General features: G+C 60.5%; 16 protein-coding genes. 3 read left to right on the forward strand and 13 right to left on the reverse strand.

All coding sequences use genetic code 11. The features are described from left to right. Nucleotides 1-3: 3 nt before the first annotated feature. Genes nikE through nikA form a run of 5 tightly spaced genes read right to left on the reverse strand, consistent with a single transcriptional unit; the run spans nt 4 to nt 4,993 of the window. A complete protein-coding gene (gene nikE, locus J2T09_RS00200) occupies nt 4-825 on the reverse strand; it encodes a nickel import ATP-binding protein NikE (RefSeq protein ID WP_306829792.1) in 822 nt (273 codons plus the stop codon). Continuing rightward, nucleotides 822-1,610, reverse strand: coding sequence for a nickel import ATP-binding protein NikD (nikD, locus tag J2T09_RS00205; RefSeq protein ID WP_306829794.1), 789 nt, complete (start codon nt 1,608-1,610; stop codon nt 822-824). The genes nikE and nikD overlap by 4 nt, the downstream gene beginning before the upstream one ends. Beyond that, nucleotides 1,607-2,479, reverse strand: coding sequence for a nickel ABC transporter permease subunit NikC (gene nikC, locus J2T09_RS00210; protein WP_306829797.1), 873 nt, complete (start codon nt 2,477-2,479; stop codon nt 1,607-1,609). Before nikC ends, nikD begins: the two co-directional genes overlap by 4 nt. Further along, nucleotides 2,476-3,420 carry a nickel ABC transporter permease subunit NikB gene (nikB, locus tag J2T09_RS00215; RefSeq protein WP_306829799.1) on the reverse strand — a complete coding sequence of 315 codons (945 nt, stop codon included), beginning with the start codon at nt 3,418-3,420 and terminating at the stop codon, nt 2,476-2,478. Before nikB ends, nikC begins: the two co-directional genes overlap by 4 nt. 1 nt (nt 3,421) lies before the next feature. Continuing rightward, complete coding sequence (gene nikA / locus J2T09_RS00220) at nt 3,422-4,993, reverse strand: nickel ABC transporter substrate-binding protein (RefSeq protein WP_306829801.1); 1,572 nt, start codon at nt 4,991-4,993, stop codon at nt 3,422-3,424. Nucleotides 4,994-5,161: 168 nt separating this feature from the next. Here nikA and nikR point away from each other — a divergent pair, with 168 nt between their 5' ends. Further along, nucleotides 5,162-5,560 (forward strand): nickel-responsive transcriptional regulator NikR, encoded by a 399-nt coding sequence (nikR, locus tag J2T09_RS00225; protein ID WP_306829803.1) that lies wholly within the window; start codon nt 5,162-5,164, stop codon nt 5,558-5,560. A gap of 318 nt (nt 5,561-5,878) precedes the next feature. Then, a complete protein-coding gene (locus J2T09_RS00230; protein ID WP_306829805.1) occupies nt 5,879-7,465 on the forward strand; it encodes a gamma-glutamyltransferase family protein in 1,587 nt (528 codons plus the stop codon). Nucleotides 7,466-7,522: 57 nt separating this feature from the next. Here J2T09_RS00230 and J2T09_RS00235 read toward each other — a convergent pair whose 3' ends face one another. The 7 genes from J2T09_RS00235 to J2T09_RS00265 all read right to left on the reverse strand — a co-directional run bounded on the left by J2T09_RS00235 (nt 7,523) and on the right by J2T09_RS00265 (nt 16,761). Further along, entirely contained in the window at nt 7,523-8,956 is a 1,434-nt protein-coding gene (locus J2T09_RS00235; RefSeq protein ID WP_306829806.1) for an amidohydrolase family protein, read from the reverse strand. A gap of 79 nt (nt 8,957-9,035) precedes the next feature. After that, entirely contained in the window at nt 9,036-10,382 is a 1,347-nt protein-coding gene (locus J2T09_RS00240) for an aspartate aminotransferase family protein (RefSeq protein ID WP_306829809.1), read from the reverse strand. Nucleotides 10,383-10,483: 101 nt separating this feature from the next. Then, entirely contained in the window at nt 10,484-12,079 is a 1,596-nt protein-coding gene (locus J2T09_RS00245) for an ABC transporter substrate-binding protein (RefSeq protein ID WP_306829811.1), read from the reverse strand. Between the two features lie 62 nt (nt 12,080-12,141). After that, nucleotides 12,142-13,044: an ABC transporter permease gene (locus J2T09_RS00250; RefSeq protein WP_306829814.1), complete on the reverse strand. Its 903-nt coding sequence runs from the start codon at nt 13,042-13,044 to the stop codon at nt 12,142-12,144. After that, nucleotides 13,041-13,979: an ABC transporter permease gene (locus J2T09_RS00255; RefSeq protein ID WP_306829816.1), complete on the reverse strand. Its 939-nt coding sequence runs from the start codon at nt 13,977-13,979 to the stop codon at nt 13,041-13,043. Before J2T09_RS00255 ends, J2T09_RS00250 begins: the two co-directional genes overlap by 4 nt. Nucleotides 13,980-14,135: 156 nt before the next feature. Beyond that, complete coding sequence (locus tag J2T09_RS00260) at nt 14,136-15,749, reverse strand: amidohydrolase (protein ID WP_306829818.1); 1,614 nt, start codon at nt 15,747-15,749, stop codon at nt 14,136-14,138. Between the two features lie 43 nt (nt 15,750-15,792). Then, nucleotides 15,793-16,761: a 2-hydroxyacid dehydrogenase gene (locus J2T09_RS00265; protein ID WP_306829820.1), complete on the reverse strand. Its 969-nt coding sequence runs from the start codon at nt 16,759-16,761 to the stop codon at nt 15,793-15,795. Between the two features lie 347 nt (nt 16,762-17,108). On the opposite strand from J2T09_RS00265, the gene J2T09_RS00270 reads away from it, so the two are divergent. Continuing rightward, nucleotides 17,109-17,828: a GntR family transcriptional regulator gene (locus tag J2T09_RS00270; RefSeq protein WP_306829822.1), complete on the forward strand. Its 720-nt coding sequence runs from the start codon at nt 17,109-17,111 to the stop codon at nt 17,826-17,828. A gap of 320 nt (nt 17,829-18,148) precedes the next feature. On the opposite strand, the gene J2T09_RS00275 is transcribed toward J2T09_RS00270, so the two are convergent. After that, nucleotides 18,149-19,573: an amidase gene (locus J2T09_RS00275; protein WP_373458277.1), complete on the reverse strand. Its 1,425-nt coding sequence runs from the start codon at nt 19,571-19,573 to the stop codon at nt 18,149-18,151. Nucleotides 19,574-19,651: the final 78 nt, after the last annotated feature.

Consider the following 19,651-nt stretch of genomic DNA (forward strand, 5'->3'; position numbering starts at 1 on the left):
TTTCTACAAAGCTTGCCCCGAGAGAATGAGCCTTTTGCCGGTTCGCTCCGGCAATGGCGGCAGCACGGCCGCATGCAGAAGCCGCGAGGCCGGATGCGTCATCCCGGCGCAATCCGCCACCATGCTTTCCTCGACGATGCGCCCCTCGTCCATGACGAGGCAGCGGGATGCAAAACCCCTGACCAATCTCAGGTCATGCGTGACGAACAGATAGGCGATGCCATTTTCGCGCTGCAGGCGGGCAAGAAGCGTAAGCGCGGAAGCCTGCAGATGGATATCGAGGTTGGAGACGGCCTCATCGAGGATGATCAGCCTGGGATTGACCGCCAGCGCGCGGGCGATGCAGACACGCTGCAACTGCCCGCCGCTCACCTGCCCCGGCAGGCGGTCGGCAATGTCCGGCGGCAATTCCACCATGTTCAGCAGTGTCCGGATACGGTCCTGCCTCTGACCCTGATCAAGTGACGTCAGGTGCCGCAACGGTTCTGCGATGATATCCCGAATGGTGAAACGGGCATTCACCGCGCTCGGACTGTCCTGAAAAACGAGCTGGACATCCCGGCGAAACGCCTTGATGTCCGAACGATCGAGACCTGAGACCGGCTTGTCGCGAAACAGCACCTCGCCCGTCGTCGGTTGTTCGAGACCGGCCAGCAGCCGCGCCAGCGTGCTCTTGCCGCATCCGCTGCGCCCAAGCAGCGCCACCGTTTCGCCCTCCCGAACAGACAGGGAGATATCCTGCAACACCGTCTTTCCGGCACTTGCACCGACCAGCGAATGGGTTCGGTAGATTTTTCCGAGATTGCTGGCACTGATCAGGCTCATGCAATTGCCTCCATGCCGTAAAGCGACAGATGCGCGTTGACCAGCATTCGCGTGACCGGATGTCCGGGCTGATGAAAGATGGTCATCACCGGCGCCTGTTCGACCAGACGTCCGTGATCGAGCACGGCGACATCATCGGCAAGTCTCGCCACCACGCCCATGTCGTGGGTGACAAGAAGAACGCCGAGGCGGCGTTCCTCTACCAGTTTTTCGAGAAGTTCGAGGATACGCATCTGTACGACGAGATCGAGATCCGTCGTCGGTTCGTCGGCAAAAAGAAACGGTGCATCGCCCAGAAGCGCGAGCGCGATCATCATCCTCTGCAACATGCCGCCGCTCATCTCGAACGGGTGCAAGCTCAGGACGGCTTTCACCTCCTCCAGTCCGGCTGCCTGCATGCAATGGGCAATACGGTCCTCGGCGTCAGCACCCATTGTGCCGAGAGCGCGCAAGGTCTCGGCTGCGTGATCGCGCATGGTCCGCACGGGATTGAAGGCGCTTCGCGGGTTCTGCATGATGGACGCGACGTGACGTCCGCGTAGCGCCGTCGCACCGTATGGAACATCATCTATCGTCACGCGCCCGGCGGCCATTGTCACGCCGGGCGGCAGGACACCGAGTGCCGCCGAACAGGTCATCGACTTGCCGGAACCGCTTGCGCCGACAAGCGCAAGGATGCGACCTTGCTGAACGGCGAGAGAAAGGTCATCGACGAGAATGTGGCGCTGTCCGTCGATCACGGCGGTCGCGGTCAGGCCTTCGATGGCGAGTGTCTGGCCGGTCAATGACTGTGCTCCGCCTTGAGATGCGGATCGAGACGATCGCGCAGAAAATCTCCCAGAATGTTGAAGGCCATGACGCTCAGGAACAGCGCCAGTCCCGGCCACAGGATCAACATCGGCGCCGTCCAGACGAACTGGCGTGCATCGCTGATCATCACGCCCCATTCAGCCGTCGGCGGCGTGACGCCCAGTCCGAGGAAGGAAAGGCCGGACACATGCAGCATGATGTGGCCGACATCGAGCGTCGCCAGAACCACAAGCTGCGAGAAGGTCGCGGGAAGGAGATGCTCGACAAAGGTCCGGATCGGTCCCGCACCGCTCATGCGCGCGGCAAGCAGAAACTCCCTGTGCCGCAGCGACATGACGATGCCACGCACGATGCGCGCGTACCACGCCCAATGCGAAAGCGCGATCGCGAGGATGACATTCACCAGCCCGGTGCCGAGCACACCGACCATGAACAGGGCAAGCACCAGCGTCGGGAAGGTCAGGAAGACATCGGTGACGCGCATGATCAACTGGTCCGCGCGCCCGCCGAGGAAACCCGCCGTGCCGCCGATGACAATGCCCAGGGCAAGGATGAGCGCAAGCGTCATGGCGACGGAACCGAGCGAGACCTGCACGCCGACAATCAACCGCGAAAAAATATCGCGCCCGAGATGATCGGTGCCCAGCCAATGCGCAAGCCCCGGAGGCTGCAACCGCCGGACCAGATCGACCTCGTCGGGATGATAGGGAGTGATCCACGGGCCGGCGACAGCTGCGATGAGGAGAAGCAGAACGACTGCGCCGGAGAGGCGCACCGACCAGCGTTGCGGAAGGCGCAAGATGCCCGGTTTCGACACGGCTTTCGGAGAGACCATATCCGTCATTCCGCCCCCTCCGCCGACAGCCGGATACGCGGATCGGCCCATGCATAGACAATATCGACGATCAGGTTGCAGAGGACGAAAATGGTCACCATCACCAGCGTAAAACACTGGATGACCGGATAATCGCGGTTCATGATCGCCGACACGGCGTAACGGCCGACACCGGGCCATCCAAAAATGCTTTCGATGATGAGCGTGCCGCCGATCAGTTCGCCGATATGCATGCCGGTTGCCGTGATGATCGGCAACCATGCGTTTCGCAGCACATGGGAGCGCTCGACGGTGCGCTCGGAAAGCCCGCGCAGGCGGGCGTAGCGCACATGACGTTGGCCTGACACTTCCAGCATGCTGGCCCGAAGAAGGCGTGCATTGATGGAAAGCGACATGAAGGCGATGGCGATGGCGGGCATGACCAGATGCGCCACACTGCCCCGCCCCATCGGCGGCAGCCAGCCGAGCTTGATCGAAAACACCAGAACCAGCAGAAAACCGAGCCAGAAATTCGGCATCGACACGCCGAGGAAAGCCACAAGCCGGACGATCTGATCCTGCCAGCCTTCCCGGTGGCGGGCGGCCCACATGCCGAGCGGAATGGACAGGCCAAGCGTCAGGACCAGGGCAATACCGGCCAGTTGCAGCGTCGCAGGCAGGAAATGCAGAAAATCCGGCAGGATGGGACGCTGCGTTGCGTAGGATATGCCGAAATCACCGCTCAGCGCCTTGCCGAGCCAGTCGGCATATTGCGCGATGATCGGCTTGTCCAAACCCAGCATCTGACGTGCGTTTTCAAGCGCCTGCGGCGTCGGCGGCACTTTTGACAGGCGCAGGTAATCCATGGCCGGATCGCTGGGACCGAGACGCAGCATCAGGAAGATTACCACGGATGCCCCGAACAGCATCGGAACCAGCAAGACCAGCCGGCGGAAAATGAAGGCAAGCATGTCAGTTCACCTTCGGCACCAGTTTTTCGAAGGGTATCTCGCTCGACATCGCGCCAAAGGTCATCCTGCCGACCTCGGGCCTTGCGACGGCAATCGACGTCACATAGGTGAGCGGCAGGTAGACAGCCTCTTCGTGAAGGCGGGTCAGGATATCCCGGTAGAGTGTTTGCCGGGCAGTCTCCTCCGTGGACACCAGAACCTGCCCGATCTTGGCATCGATCTCGGTCTTGTCCGGCAGACCGAACTGTGCCTGATAATCGGCATGAGAGGGAACGCGCATGGAGCTGACGAACGCATGCGGATCATAGGGTGCGCCCCAGCTGCGGTTGAAGATCATGCCGAACCGGCCATCATGCTGGCGGGCGAACACGCTGCTTTCCTCCTCACCGATGAGCGTCACCTCGATGCCGACCTTGCGCAGATCCGCCTGCACGATTTCGGCCATGGATTTGGCTACCGCATCCGTGCCGACGAAGCAGAGCTCGATTGCCAGAGGCTCTCCGTTTTTCTCCCGGATGCCGCCTTCTGCCCTCGTCGTCCATCCGGCCTCATCGAGGATTTGTGCAGCGCGTACCCGATCGAACATATAGGGTTTCAGGCCGATATCGGCATAAGGAACGTTGTCGGCGAACAGGGTGTCGGCACGCTTCTGGGTGCCGTGGAGGACGGTGGCGATCATCGTATCCTTGTCGACCGCGTGGTTGATCGCCTTGCGCACGGCCAGATCCCGGGTCGCGCCGAGTTTCGTATTGAGGGCCAGCATGCGCGTCTCGATCGGGGCGGACAATTCGGTCGTATAGATGCCCATCTGCCTGAAACGTTCATACGTATCCGGCGAGACCGGACCGTCGCTTCCGTAGATCAGGTCGATCTCGCCGGTCTCGAATGCGACAGCACGCGTGTTCGGGTCCGGGATCACCTTGACGGTGACCTGCTCATAGGCGGGTTTTTGGCCCCAATAACCGTCATTGCGGCTAAAGACATCGGCTTCACCGAGTTTCGTTTCGGTCAGCTTCCACGGCCCCGTGCCGATCGGCGCGACAATACCATCGACCGTGCCGCCATTCCTGAATTGCGACGGTGCGACGAAACGGAAAGGACGCGGCAGGGCAAGCTCCTGCAGCAGCGGATAATAGGCATCCTTCAGGGCGATCCGCACCGTCAACGCATCGACCGCCTCGGCGGAAACGATCTGATTGGCAAGTTCCAGCCAGCCGTGGCGGGCGCGGTTCTGCAGCACGGCGTCGATATTCGCCTTGACCGCTGCGGCATCAAAAACCTCGCCATTCGAAAATTTCACGTCTTCGCGCAGCTTGAATGTATATGCCTTGCCGTCGGCAGACGCTTCCCAGGATTGCGCCAGCCATGGCCCGACCGTGCCGTCGGCCGAATAGCGGACCAGCGGCTCATAGACCATGTTCTGCGCGAACATCTGGTTCGGGGCATAGAGATGCGGATTGAGCGGGCCGACATTCACCGGCCATGAAAAATTCAGTTTCGGATCGGCCTGCGCGCCGGATGCAAAAGCCAGCGTGACAGCGAGCGCCAAGCCAAAGAAACCGTTTTTCGACATCAGATCGCTTTCGACGAAAGAATGGCCAGTATGATTTTTTACAGAGAACTGCATACTTTGCGGGTCGTCAACGGGACCATACGCCATTTGCCGTAGTGTCGCTGGACAAAGCGGTGTTCGAAGGCGAGAACAGGGGCCCTTGGACATTTGACGCCCGGAGGCAGGCCGATGCAGCGGATCACCATTACAATCGACGACGAGCTCATGGCGGAGCTGGACCGGATGATCGAGAGCAAGGGGTATCAGAACCGTTCCGAGGCATTGAGGGACCTTGCGCGCTCGGGCCTTCAGCAGGCATCGCTGGAACAGGGAGAGCTTGAGACATGCGTCGGCGTGCTGAGCTATACCTATGATCATGGCGCCCGCGATCTGCCCCGGAAACTGACCAATACGCATCATGACCATCACGACATTTCGGTGGCCAGCATGCATGTGCATCTGGACCATGATCGGTGTCTGGAAGTCAGCATCCTGAAGGGCAGGACTGAGGAAATCCGGCATTTTGCCGACCACGTGAGAGCGGAACGGCACGTGACCCACGGCACGCTGGCAGTGCTGCCTCTTTGACCTCCCCCCCGAGGTGGGCCGCCTGTCGCCAACGATAAAAACCGCTTCTAAGGCATCATGCCTTGATGCGGGATGCGAGTGGGTTTCATCGCAGGGTCTCGGTAGCAGCGAGACAGACGGCGCTGAACAATCCGGCGAAATTCCGAGCTCACTCGATCTTACGCCCGATTGCCGTTTTTTCCGGTCACCGTGTGGTTGCACAATCAGGCCGTCTGGCCAATGATCCGGTTCTGACCCGGCTGGCACAAGGCCGGGCCGTCGCCTGTTACCATCCATTCGCAATGTCCAACATATCGCGTGAAGATACCAAGGAACGGCATGTCACATTTTGATTTCTTTTCGGCGCGACGCCCGTCGACGCTTGCAACCGAAGCCATGATCGCCACCTCCCATCCGCTGTCGACGGCAGCCGGGCTGGAAATCCTGCAGGATGGCGGCAATGCCGTGGATGCGGCGATCGCGGCCGTCTCGGTCCAATCCGTTGTCGATCCATTGATGACGGGGATCGGCGGTGACTGTTTTGCGCTTTACGCGCCCTATGGCGACAAGGTGAAGGCGCTGAACGGCTCCGGCCGCGCGCCGGCAGCAGCAACGGTGGCCAAGCTCACGGAACTCGGTCTTTCCGGTGAAATTCCGCAGGCCAGCCCGCATGCGATCACCGTGCCCGGCGCGATTTCCGCCTGGTGCCGCCTGCACGCCGATCACGGCACGCTGCCTCTGGAGCGCCTGTTCATGCGCGCCATCGGTTACGCCCGCAACGGCTTTGTCGTCACCCCGCGTGTGGCCATGGACTGGGCCAACCACGAGCAAAGCATTGCGGGTGATGCCCATGCCGCAGCCGTCTTCCTGCCGAGCGGCGGGGCACCAGTCGCTGGCGAGATCATCAGCCAGCCGCTGCTCGCCGATCGACTGGAAGAGATTGCTGCCAAGGGAGCCGCCGCTTTTTACGAAGGAGAGAGCGCGGCAAAGATGGTCGCCCATCTCAATTCGCTGGGCGGGCTGCACACGCTGGAAGACTTTGCAGCCGGCAAGGATGGTGCGAACTGGGTCGAGCCGGTCAGCGCGAATTATCGCGGCTATGATGTGCACGAATGCCCGCCGAACGGACAAGGGCTTGCGGCGCTACTGATCCTGAAGATCATCGAGGGTTTCGACATCGCCTCGATGGACGATGCCGACCGCATCCACCTGCATGCGGAAGCGACCAAGATCGCTTATCACCACCGTGATGCGCTGATCGCCGATCCCGACCATTGCCCGAACGTGGCGGAAAAGCTGCTTTCCGACGAGGTGGTCACCACGCTTCGCGCGCGTATCGACATGAAACGCGCCCTGCCGCCGGTTCTCTGGGATGAGCCGGAACACAAGGACACGATCTATCTCTGCGTCGTTGACGCGCAAGGCAATGCGATCTCCTTCATCAACTCGATCTTTCACCCCTTCGGGTCCACGCGGCTCGATCCCTCAACCGGCGTGCTTTTTCACAGCCGTGGCGCGTCCTTCCGCCTGATCGAGGGGCATCCGAACGCCATCGGCCCGAAAAAGCGCCCGATGCACACGATCATTCCGGGCATGGTGACGAAGAACGGCAAGACGCTGATGCCTTTTGGCGTGATGGGCGGGCATTATCAGGCGGCCGGCCACGCTGCCTTTCTCTCCGGCGTCATCGACCACGGTCTCGGCCTGCAAGCGGCGATGGATGTACCGCGCAGTTTCGGTTTTGGCGGCGTTCTGGAAGTCGAGCCGACAATCGCGCCTGATGTGCGGGCCGAACTTGAGGCGCGCGGCCATGTGCTGAAGGTCGTCAGCAGCCCGATCGGCGGCAGCCAGGCGATCCGCATCGGCAACGGCATTCTCGAAGGTGGGTCCGACAGCCGCAAGGACGGCATGGCGCTGGGGATGTGAATGATCCGCGACGAACGGCACTGGCATAATCGCCCAGTGCCGCTCGTTCGTCGCCGATTAGACCCTGAACGGCTGATAGCTGTCCGGAGACAGGGCATCGATATCGCGATGTGCCCAATCCTGATGATGCATGTTGGCCCACATGTGCTCGGCCCCCTTCTGAAGGTCGGCGAGCAGATCCTTCGGATCAAAACCCGGCACGATGCGGTCCTTCATGATGAAGCGCCCATCCACCATCGTGGCGTTGAGATCTTCCGGCTGCGCCGAATAGACGATGTTGCGAACGGGATCACGCATTGGCGTCATGAACAGGCTGGCGCCTTCCCAGAAAAGCAGATCGGCTTTGGCGCCCGGAGAAATCCGACCGAGATCGTCGCGCCCCAAAGATTTGGCACCAGCCAGCGTTGCCGAATTGAAGACATCGGCGGCCGTTGCCACTTCCGTGCGCCGGTCCATGATTTTCGAGATGACCGCCGTCCAGCGCAGGGCCTCGATCATGCTTTGCGGCGATGTGTCTGTCGCAAGCGTCATGTTGATGCCGCGTGCGAGATATTTTGAATAACTTTCCATGGCGATGCCACGACGGGCAAAAACCCAAACCGCATGGGCGACATTGGTGCCGGTATCGGCGAGAATGCTCAGATCATCGGCATAATAATTCACCCAGCTGGAACCGCCCGGCATGATCGCATGGCCGAGAATGACGTCATTGCCGAGGAAGCCGACCTTCTCCAGCCATTCGATCGGCGAGCAGCCGTTTCGGCGCACCATTTCCTGAAATTCCGGCACCGATTGCGAGACATGCAGCGCCACCGGCACTTTCAGTTCATTGGCGATGTCGCGCGTCCGTCGCAGCAGAGTTTCCGAGCAGGTATCGACCTGCGCCGGGGTAAGAAAGCCCCTGATCCGGCCATCGGCCCGGCCTTCGATCTCGTGGATGAAATCGACTGCCTTTTTCATTGCAGCCGCGCCATCATCCTCCAGCCATTCGTATTTCACGCTTCGGCCATCGTCCGTGTACCAGCGACCGGAGCGGTAGAACTCGCCGATATAGGCGCGCAGGCCAGCCTTCTCAGCCTGTTCGGCGACATAGCGACCGCTCAACCCCATCTCCACCACGGTGGTGGTGCCGGTGCGAATCAGTTCAGGCATGGAAGCGCGGATCGAGGCCTGCCGCGCCTCCTCGGTGATCGCGCCGTTGCGGGCGGTCAGGAACTCGAAGAGACCGGAGAGATAGAAATTGCGCGGGCCGCGATCCTCGACGAAGGAGCGGTCGAAAAAGCCTTCGCTGATATGGGTGTGGGTATTGATGAAACCCGGCGTGACGATCTTGTCGGACGCATCGATGAACTCGTCCGCATCGCCTTCGAAATCACCACCGCCGACATGCACGATGCGATCGTCCTCGATGACGATAGTGCCGTTGCGGAGATTGCGATGCCCACCATCCTGAAAGGCGATGACATGGCCTGCACGAATGACTTTCCTCATGTGGTACACTCCCTGCGACAGATGTGATGGTGGAGAAACCCCGCGCCGGTGGGGCGCGGGGTTTGTATAGGTCGGGGGATCAGGCCTGCTCGGCGGCGACCAGATCGAGCGCCTTGCGGGCGACGGCGAACATGTCCCTGATCTGTTCTTCGGAAATGATCATCGGCGGGCAGAAGCAGATGGCATCGCCGATGCCACGAATGATCAGGCCTTCCTCCTGCATGCGATCGGCAACCTTCGTGCCCATGACGCCAACCTTTTCGCCCGGCTTCAACTCGACGGCGCCGAGCAGGCCGATGCCACGCCAGGAAGAGGCGAGCGGGTGGGTGGCAAGCTCTTCCAGCCCCTTGAGGAACATCGGGGAGAGATGCTGGACATTGCCCAGCAGATCGCGTTCCTCGATGATCTTGAGGTTTTCAAGTGCCACCGCCGTGACTACCGGGTGGCCGGAAGCGGTGAAACCATGGCCGAAGGAACCGATACGGTGCGATTCATCGGCCACGACCTGATAGAGTTTGTCGTTGATGACGATGGCCGACAGCGGCAGGTAGGACGACGACAGCTGTTTCGACAGGACGAGGATATCCGGCACGATGTCGTAAGTCTCGCAGGCGAACATCTTGCCGGTACGGCCAAAACCGCAGATCACCTCGTCGGCGACCAGAAGGATGTCGTATTTTTTGAGGATCTTCTGCACTCCCTCCCAATAGCCTGCAGCCGGGATGAGAACGCCGCCGGCGCCCATGACCGGTTCGCCCCAGAAGGCGGCAATGGTTTCCGGGCCTTCCTTGAGGATCAGATCTTCCAGTTCCTGCAGCGTGCGGGCGGTGAATTCGGCTTCCGTCTCGCCATCCTTGCCGAAATGCGGATAGGACGGGCAGGATGTGTGGATCATCCGGTCCAGCGGCAGATCAAAACTTTCGTGGTTACGCGGCAGACCGTTGATGGAGGCAGCAGCGATGGTGACGCCGTGATAGCCCTTGATGCGGCCGATGATCTTCTTCTTGTCCTTGCGGCCAAGCGCATTGTTGAAATACCAGACCAGCTTGACGGAGAGGTCGTTGGCCTCCGAACCGGACGAGGCAAAATGCACTTTCGACATTTCGAAAGGCAGCATGGACAGGATCTTTTCGGCAAGATCCACCGAAGGGCTGTGCGTCTTGTAGTTGAAGATATGGTAATAGGGCAGCTTGGCCATCTGCTCGTAGGCGGCCTTGGCAAGACGCTCCTCGCCGAAACCGACAGCGACGGACCAGAGGCCGGCAAGACCCTCGATATAACGCTTGCCGTTATTGTCGAAGACATAGATGCCCTCGCCGCGCTCGATCACCAGCGAACCGGTTTCCTCGTGCTTGCGCATGTCGGCAACGGCCGGCATCTGTGAGCGGATATCGCGCGCCTCGATCGAATTCGGGAGCATGTTCATTGTCTTGACCTTTCTGTCTGCACGGCCCTTTGCCGTCGCAGGGATTTTGCGGAAGTGACAGCACCCGGCCGCGGCATCGCGCAGCCGGGGCGATTTGCGGATTATTCGGTAAATTCGATATCGAGGCCCTTGTAATAGGCCGCGCCATAGATCGGATGCGCCTTCATCGGCTTCAGCTTGTCGGTCTGCACGATGACGATAGGCGCGTGGTACATCGGCAGCCAGTTGACCGCTTCATGCACCTTGTAAAGCACCTGACCAAAGTCCTTGGCGCGCTCGGCATCGGATGTTGCGGCGGAACCTGCCACCAGAAGCGCGTCCGTTTCCGCATCCTTCCAGTTGGTGCGGTTCGGGGCCGGCGTGTTTGCCGAGCGGAAATAGAGGTTCATCGCGTCACCCGCGGAGAAATACGGGTAGCTCATGGTGAACATGTCGAATTCCTGGGTGGCAAGCTTGCCCCAGACGACGGTGGCGTCGAAATTCTGGATCTGCAGGTTGATGCCGACCTTCAAGAGCTCGGCCTGCACCTGCTGGACGATGTTCACCCATGGGCCATTGAAGCCGTAAAGAACCGGCGCAAGCTTGACACCATCCTTTTCACGGATGCCGTCAGAGCCGACCTTCCAGCCCGCTTCATCGAGAAGGCTCTTGGCCTTTTCGGGATCGAAATCCTTGATCAGGACCTTGTCGACATCCTTGCTCCAGTCCAGCGTATCCTCGGTAATGTAGGTATAGGCCGGCTCCACAGTGCCATAAAGCTGATCCTCGACGATCGCCACGCGGTTGACCGCATAGTTGATCGCCTGACGGACAGCGAGATCCTTGACGGTCGGCTTGTCGAGCTTGAAGCCGAGGAAATAGGTATAACGGGTCGATTGCGACTTGCTGGAAACGAAGCCCGGCATGGTTTCGAACTGCTGCATCGCGATCGGCGGCACATAGTTGGAGACATCCGTCTGGCCGGTCATCAGCGCTGCCGTCAGCGTGTTTTCCTCACCGATGATCGACCATGTGACACGTTCGACCTTGGCCGGCCCCTTGTTTTCGTAGATTTCCGGCCCCCACGTATAGGCGTCATTGCGGGTCAGGACCATCTTGTCGCGCGGCGCCCATTCACCCCAGCAATAGGGACCGGTGGCGTTTATGCCCTTGACGCCGAAATCGGGGCCGAGCGTTTCGACGGATGCCTTGTCGACGATCACGGAAAAGCTCTGTGTCAGCTGGTAGAGAAGTTCGGAATAGGGCTTTTTTAGCTTGTATTCGACCGTCACCGGGTCAGTCGCGGTGATGCTTTCCACCTCGCCTGCACGCCAGCCGACCGGCGATTTGGTGGCGGGATCGATCCAGCGTTTGAAACTGTAGACAACATCATCCGCCGTCATCGCCCTGCCATCGCAGAATTTCACGTCATCGCGCAGGTGAAACGTATAGGTCAGGCCATCCTCCGAAACATTCCAGCTTTTGGCGAGGCCCGGATGCAGCGTCTGCATGTCATAATCGATCGTGACCAGCGTATCGGCCAGCATGAACAGCACTTCGGCGGCGGCAGTCGCCGTCGTCTTGTGCGGGTCGTAATTGTTGCTGTCGATGCGGCGTGAAATATTGACCTCCTGCGCGAGCGCAAGCGTGCCGAAAGTCAGGGTGACGGCGGAGGCGAGAGCCGCGGTCATCAGGCGTCGGTGGCGTTTCATAATCATGGCAATGGCTCCTTGCTGGGATAGGGGACATGTCAGGCGGTCGAAAAGCAGGCGGTCGTTTTTTAAGTTTTCAGGCGTGGATCGAGCACATCCCGCAGCGTGTCGCCGATCACATTGGCGGCCATGACGATGACGAGGATGAGGACGGAGGGGATGACCGCGATATGCGGCGCGAACAGGAAGAAGTCGCGTCCCTGCGCCGCCATCATGCCAAGCTCCGCCACGGGTGGGCGGGCTCCGAGACCGAGGAAGGACAGCGACGCGGCGATCAGGATCAGCTGCCCGAACCGCAGGCTGAGAAAGATCAGCACCGAAGAAATGCAGTTGAGCACGAGATAACGCGAAAAGAGCTGCGGATCGCGGATGCCGAGCGAACGGCCGGCGGTGATGAACTCCTGCCCCATGATGCCGAGACCGATGCCGCGCGCCACGCGGGCGCAATCGGGAATGGTCGAGATGATCAGGGCCAGCATGATGGGTGTTGCGCCCTGCCCCATGGCCGCGACCAATGCCAGACCGAGAAGGATGGCCGGCAGCGACAGGAGAATATCCGACAGGCGCATGATCCACGGATCAAGCGACCGATAGAAGGCGGCAAGCAGGCCAAGGAAAGAGCCGAGAACGCCGCCGATAGCAACCGAAGCAAGCCCGATCAGCAGTGTCAGGCGCGTGCCGTAGAGCAACCGGCTCAGGATATCGCGGCCCTGCGGATCGGTGCCGAGGAGATATTCGACACTGCCGCGCGCCGCCCAGAAGGGTGGCAACATGGTGCGTCGCGAACTGGCATAGGGATCATGGGGTGCCAGCAGCGGTGCAAAAATGGCAGCAAGGCAGATCAGCGAAAATATGGTGATGGCGATGAGCGCCGCCGGATCGCGCAAAAACCGTCTCCACCATGCCTGATTGGCCGGCGCCTCTGATGTCGCGACTGTTGCCGCTTTCTCGTTCGATACGACAGCGCTCATCTGCTCACCCTTGGGTCGAGGACCGAATAGAGGAGATCGACGATCAGGTTGATCGCAATGAAGGTGACGGCCATAGCGAGGATGCAGCCTTGCGCGATGGTGAAATCACTCGACAGGATGCCGCCGACGGCAAGCCTTCCTATGCCCGGCCAGGAATAGATCGTCTCCGTCACCACAGCGCCGCCGAGCAGGTAACCCGTCTGCAGGCCGACCAGCGTGACGACCGGGATCAGCGCATTGCGTAACCCGTGGCGGAATACGACGGTTCGTTCCGGCAGGCCTTTGGCGCGAGCGGTGCGCACGTGGTCGAGTTCCAGCACTTCCAGCACCGAAGACCGGGTCATACGGGCGACGGGGCCGATAAACACCATGCCCAGCGACAGCGCCGGCAGAAAGATGTGGCTGAGACCGTCGAGCGTCCACAGAGGGCCGCCGCGTCCGACAAAGGGGAAGAGCCTGAGCGAGATACCGAAAATCTGGATGAGGATGAGGCTGATGAAAAACACCGGCAGCGAGATGCCGGCCACCGACAGGGCCATGACGGCGCGATCAATCAGCGAACCGCGACGCATGGCGGCAACCGTGCCCATGGCGATGCCGAGCGGGATCGACCAGATGAGGCAGGCGAACATCAGCTCGATGGTGGGCACGATGGCAGTCGCCAACTCCTCGATCACCGGTTTGTTGGAAATCATCGAACGGCCGAGATCGCCGACCAGCACGCGTTCCAGATACATCCAGAACTGCACGAGCATGGGCTGATCGAGCCCCATGGATTTCCGGATTTCGGCAACGACGTCGGGAGGAGCCGTCGGGCCAGCCAAAACCACGGCCGGATCACCCGGCACCATCTGCAACAGCAGGAACCCGAAGGCAAGCACGCCCAGCAGAACCGGAATGGAGAGGCCAAGGCGACGCAGGATCAGTGAAATCATGATGCCACCTCCCCTTTGACATAAACGACCTCGCCGCCGGTCAGGATCATGTCTGCAACTGTCATCATCGGGCCTTCCATTCTCTTGTATCGCGGGATCGATGCAGATTTCCGGACCCGCCGGAGCGGGTCCTTTCATGGCAAGGTTGAGGACGCCTCAGGCGCGGTAGACCACCTCTCCGCCGAGCAGGGTCATCAGGCATTTCGCCGAAAGAAACGCTTCCGGTTCGACACTGAAAAAGTCCGTGTCAAACACGGCGATATCGGCCAGTTGACCGGGGATCAGCCGTCCCTTGCGCTCCTCGTCATGGACGCCGTAAGCCGCCTCGTAGGTGTAGAGATGCAGCGCCTCGGCGACGGAAAGCACCTGGTGCGGGCCAAGCGTCTTGCCGGTATCGGACTTGCGGGTGACCATGGCGTAGAGGCAGGGCATCGGATCGGGAGCCGTGACCGGGCAATCGGTCGAGGCGGAAGGATGCAGGCCCTCGTCCAGCCAGGTCTTGAACGGGTAGCAATGTTGCGGCCGTTCCGAACCGAGCACGGTGTGATACCCTTCGCCGAAGAAATAGAGGAAGGATGGTTGGCCTGCCGGAATGACGTTCATCGCCTTCAGGCGCGGCAGGTCTTCCGGCACATGCCAGCCGCAATGTTCGATACGGTGACGGCGGTTCGGATCCGGCATTTCCGCATAGGCCTTCTCATAGGCATTGAGCACCATCGAAATGGCGGCGTCTCCGATCGCGTGCGGTGCGATCTGGTAGCCCATGCGGTGGGCCTTGAGCGTCAACTCGTCCGTCTGTTCCTGCGTGAGGCAGCGAACACCGTAATTGGTGGCGTCGTTTTCATAAGGGATGGAGAACCACGCCGTGCCGGCACCGGCAGAGCCATCGGTGAAAAATTTCACCGGGCCGATGCGAAACATGTCGTCGCCGGCGCCCGTTACCAGCCCCTTGGAATAGGCATAGTCGAGAATGTTGCGCTCGAGATCGCCCATCAGCGTGCCGGCGACCCGGATCGGAATACGGTTTTCCTTGCGGGCGGTCAGATAGGCATCGAGCTCGACCTTGCCGACCGTCAGGCCGATGGCGGCTTCCATGACGGAGGTGACGCCAAGGCTCAGCAGCTTCTTGCCGCCGCGCTCGATCGCATCGACAATGTAACTTTCTGACGCTGGCGGCATGACGGCGCGCACCGCATCGCGGGCGTTTTCAAACAGGATGCCATCCGGTTCGCCGTTTTCCCGGCGGATCTTGCCGCCGAACGGTTCCGGCGTATCCCGATCGATGCCGCCCGCCTTGAGCGCCACCGAATTGGCAACCGTCGTATGGCCGCAGGTGCGGGTGAGGAAAACCGGGTTATCGGGAGAAACGGCATCGAGATCGTATTTGGTCGGATGGCGCAGATCGGACAGCTTGTCGTGGTCATAACCGCGCCCGAGAATCCATTCGCCGGGTTTTGCTCTGGCGACCGCATCCTTCACAAGATCGACGATCGCCTGCACGCTGGTGACGCCCGCAGCCGGTCTCAGATCCAGTTCGACAAGGCTGATGCCGTAGTGATGAAGATGCATGTGGGCATCGTTGAGTCCCGGCGTCGCCAATTTGCCTTCGAGATCGATGATCTCGGTTTCAGGCCCTGCCAGTGCCATCATCTCTGCCGTTGTGCCGGTAGCGAGGACCTTGTCGCCGTCTATGGCGATTGCCTCAGCAAATCCTTCCTTGAGTCCACACCAGATCTTTCCGTTCATCAGCAGGCGAGTAGGCATTGTCATGCTTTCAGTCCTTCATGAAATCGAGATTGGAATGTTTACAACGTCAGTATCCGGCTTCCCTGTTGACGAGACCCGGCGGAATGCGCCCTTCGCGGAGCGCCGAAAAATTCTCCAGAACCTGCCGAAGCACTTCGGCCGGTGATGTGTCCGACGCCTTGTGCGGCGTCACCATGATGTTGGGATGAGACCAGAACGGATGATCTTCGGCGGGCGGCTCCTGACGGAAAACGTCGACACTCGCGCCGCTCAAGCGTCCACTGTCGAGGGCAGACAGAAGATCGTCCTCGATCATGTGCTCGCCGCGCGCCATCTGCACGAGCGCCGCCCCTTTGCGCATCTGCGCGAAAAAATCGCGGTCGAGAATATCGCGCGTCGTGTCGGTCAGCGGCAGGATATTGACGAGAATATCCGCCTGCGCGGCAACCGCCTGAATGGCGCCCGGACCGGCCACGATTTCAATTCCATCCGGCACGATTTCGGAAGCTGCCGGAGCGGAATTGCGCGCCACGACAACGCGAAAACCCATGGCGGCGATGGCCATCGCGCATTTTTTACCCATCAGCCCATAACCGAGAACACCGACCGTGACCGAGCCCGGCGCCTGCGGGCGAAAACTGCGGTCCCAGACATGGCGGGCCTGATTGGCGATATAATCGCCCATGCGCCGGTGGTGCCAGATGACCTGAAACGCGGCAAAACCGGCCATCAGATCGGCCTGGGAATGATCGCGCACGCGGGTGACGACCGTATCCTGCCGCAATGACGGGCAGGCCAGAATGCTGTCGACACCGGCCGCAATGGACGACACCATTTTCAGATTCGGATAGGCATCGAAAGCCACATCCTCCGGCCGCCATGCCAGAGCGACTTCTATCTTTCGGGGATCACTGACCTCATGCGGGCGAAGAACACGAACCGCCTGATCGTCGCCCGGCGCGAACACCTGCGCCAGATCGAATGTCTTCGACAGCGCGACAATCTGGATGGGTTGATCTGAAGACGTCACACGCACGGCACCCGCCCACTCCATTCGCGAGATAAAAATCCGAATTTCGCATGGGCGCTAGCGGCCTTCTCGGTGCCGGCAAAAAGGCAACAAGCCAATCCCAGTCCGGCCCTGTCGGCCGCCCCGTTCGGTTTCGTCACGTCTGTTCCCCGTATTGTTTTGCGCTGCACAGTGTCTGAACAGCGATCAATTTGCAGGCATGATACCGGCATCAACCTCACTGTCAATCGTCGACAATCGACAAATGACAATCTATTCTACATACGAACACATTCGGGCCGAGGCGCTCGCACACGAATATCCGCCCGCCGATGAGCTAAGACTGCGCGCCTCTCAGAAAGGATTTTAGAACGATGTTTCGAGTGCTGGAGCAGGCGGATTTGCCAAGCCGCATCGCCGATCAGGTGCTTCAGGCGATTGGAGATGGCCTGTTGCGGCCGGGTGAGCGCGTGACCGAGGCGCGTCTCGCAACGCAGATGGGAACATCACGCGCCCCGGTGCGGGAAGCCTTGCGCCTGCTGGAAAGCCAGGGCCTCATCGTCTCTCATCCGCGCCGCGGGTTTTTCGTGAAGAGTTATAATGCCGATGAACTGGCCGAGACCTATGATCTGCGCCAGTGCCTTGAACTGCACAATGCCGAGGCGCTGGTCGCCCGCATGTCGGATGCCGACCTGCAGCGACTGGAAGCGCAAGTCGAACTGCTGAAGACGCTGGGGACGGAAGGCCGATCGCAGGAACAGGTCGTGGAAGACTACGCGTTTCACCGAATGCTATGTGAAATCGGCGGCAACTCACGCATTTTGCGGCTATTCGATCAGATCGCCACCGAATTGCGATCCGGCATAGCGCTGGTCGGGCGCATTTACGACGATCCTGTCGAGCTCGCGCGCTCGCACGACCCGATCATCGATGCCTTGCGTCAACGGGACACGGAACGCCTTCGCGAGGAACTGCGCGAACATCTCCGTGATGCCAGCACGCATGTGATCGACATCTACCGCAAATGGCCGGGCACGCCGCAAGACGTTCTTCCGGGACACCCGCTCGAAGGTCGGCCAAAGGCTGGCCCGTAAAACGCAACGGGCTGGTCGAACGAACTTTAAGAGACGGCTGAATATTGGGGCGACCAAAACGAAAAAGCCTGCCGCGGGAGGAGGTGCGGCAGGCTTTTCGAAAAGAACCGAACAGCGACTGGGAGGAGGAGTGTCGCTGTTCACTCAGGCGTCCTTGGGAGGAGGAGTAGGTCGCCTGAAACCCGAAGCTCTGCGGGAGGAGGTGCATCGCTTCGTTGAGATCGTTTATACAGGATTTTTCGCAACCCGTTAGATGGCCCGCCGCAGCCCAGATATGCGCATAACGCATAGCAGGGATTGGCACTGCCGAAAAAACAGCCTCACACTCCGGTCACGATACCCGCAGCCTGTTCATATGCCTGCGCAAACTCAAGAACGGCCCGGTCCCCGCGTGGAGGCCCGACAAATTGCACACCGTTCGGCAGGCCATTGCTGCCGAAACCGGCCGGCATGGCAACAACCGGCAGACCGGCCAGCGTCGGGCCGATCACCACCTCCATCCAGCGATGATAGGTATCCATCCGTCTGCCGGCGATCTCCTCCGGCCATTTCAGGTTGACATCGAAGGGGAAAACCTGTGCCGACGGCATGACGAGAAAATCGTAGCGTTTGAAAAGCGCGAGCATGTATTTGTACCAGCGACTGCGTACGGTCGATGCCGCATGAATATCCGCCGCCGATTTGCCCAGCGCCAGATCGAATTCGAACATATATTGCGCATTGAACAGCGCCCGCTTTTCCGGCTGATCGTAAAGCGCGCGCATGCCGTGGGCGACGTTGAAACTGCGCAATGTCAGCCAGGCCTGCCACAGTTCGGCAAGGTCGAAATCCGGGGTGATGTCCTCGACCTCGCAGCCGATATCGGCGAGCACCGAGATCGCCTTGCGCCCCAGATCCAGAACACCGTCTTCGAAAGGAAGATAACCACCGAAATCCCCGAACCAGCCGATTTTCATGCCCCTGGTTTGCGCCGGACCACGCAGTTCGAGATCTTCGGGTCCGAGGCTGAGCGGATCGCGCGGATCGAACCCGGATTGGGTGGCGAGCAACAGCGCCGTATCCTGCACCGTCTTGCCCATCGGCCCGGCGATACCCAGTTGCCCGAGAAAAAGATCGGCCGCCTTGTCGCTCGGCACACGCCCGAAGCTGGGGCGAAACCCGACGACATTGTTGAAGGCTGCGGGATTGCGCAGCGAACCCATCATGTCGGAACCATCGGCAACAGGCAGGAGCCGGGCGGCCAATGCGGCCGCCGCCCCGCCGGAAGAACCACCCGCCGATTTGCCGAGGTCATGCGGATTGCGCGTCGGACCGTGAACGGGATTGGTCGTATGGGAGCCGAGGCCGAATTCCGGTGTATTGGTCTTGCCGATGAAGATTGCCCCCGCACCGCGCACCCGCTCCACATGGATGGTGTCTGCTGCCGAGACATAGTTGGCAAACAGGGGAGAGCCGAAGGAACAGGGCATGCCCTTCACCTCCGAGAGATCCTTGATGGCCTGCGGGAAACCGTGCATCCAGCCTCGGGAGTGCCCGTCGGTCAGCTCGGTATCGGCCAACCGCGCCTGCGCAATCAGCTCCGAGCGCGGACGCAGATAGATGATGGCGTTGATGTCCGGATTGAACCTCTCGATCCGGTCGAGATAGGCTTCCATCACCGCGACACAGGAGATTTTTCGCGCGTGAATGGCAGCGGAAAGATCGGCAGCGGAGAGGTCTGTGATTTCGCCAGTCAAGGACGGCACTCCTGTTGGATGCCGAGCGGGGCAGACCACGCTCGCGAAAGGTCGGCCAATGGGCCGACGCAAAAACCTGCGTCGCCC

The sequence above is a fragment of the Neorhizobium huautlense genome, assembly GCF_030811685.1.
In the GTDB taxonomy this organism is placed as follows: domain Bacteria; phylum Pseudomonadota; class Alphaproteobacteria; order Rhizobiales; family Rhizobiaceae; genus Neorhizobium; species Neorhizobium huautlense_A.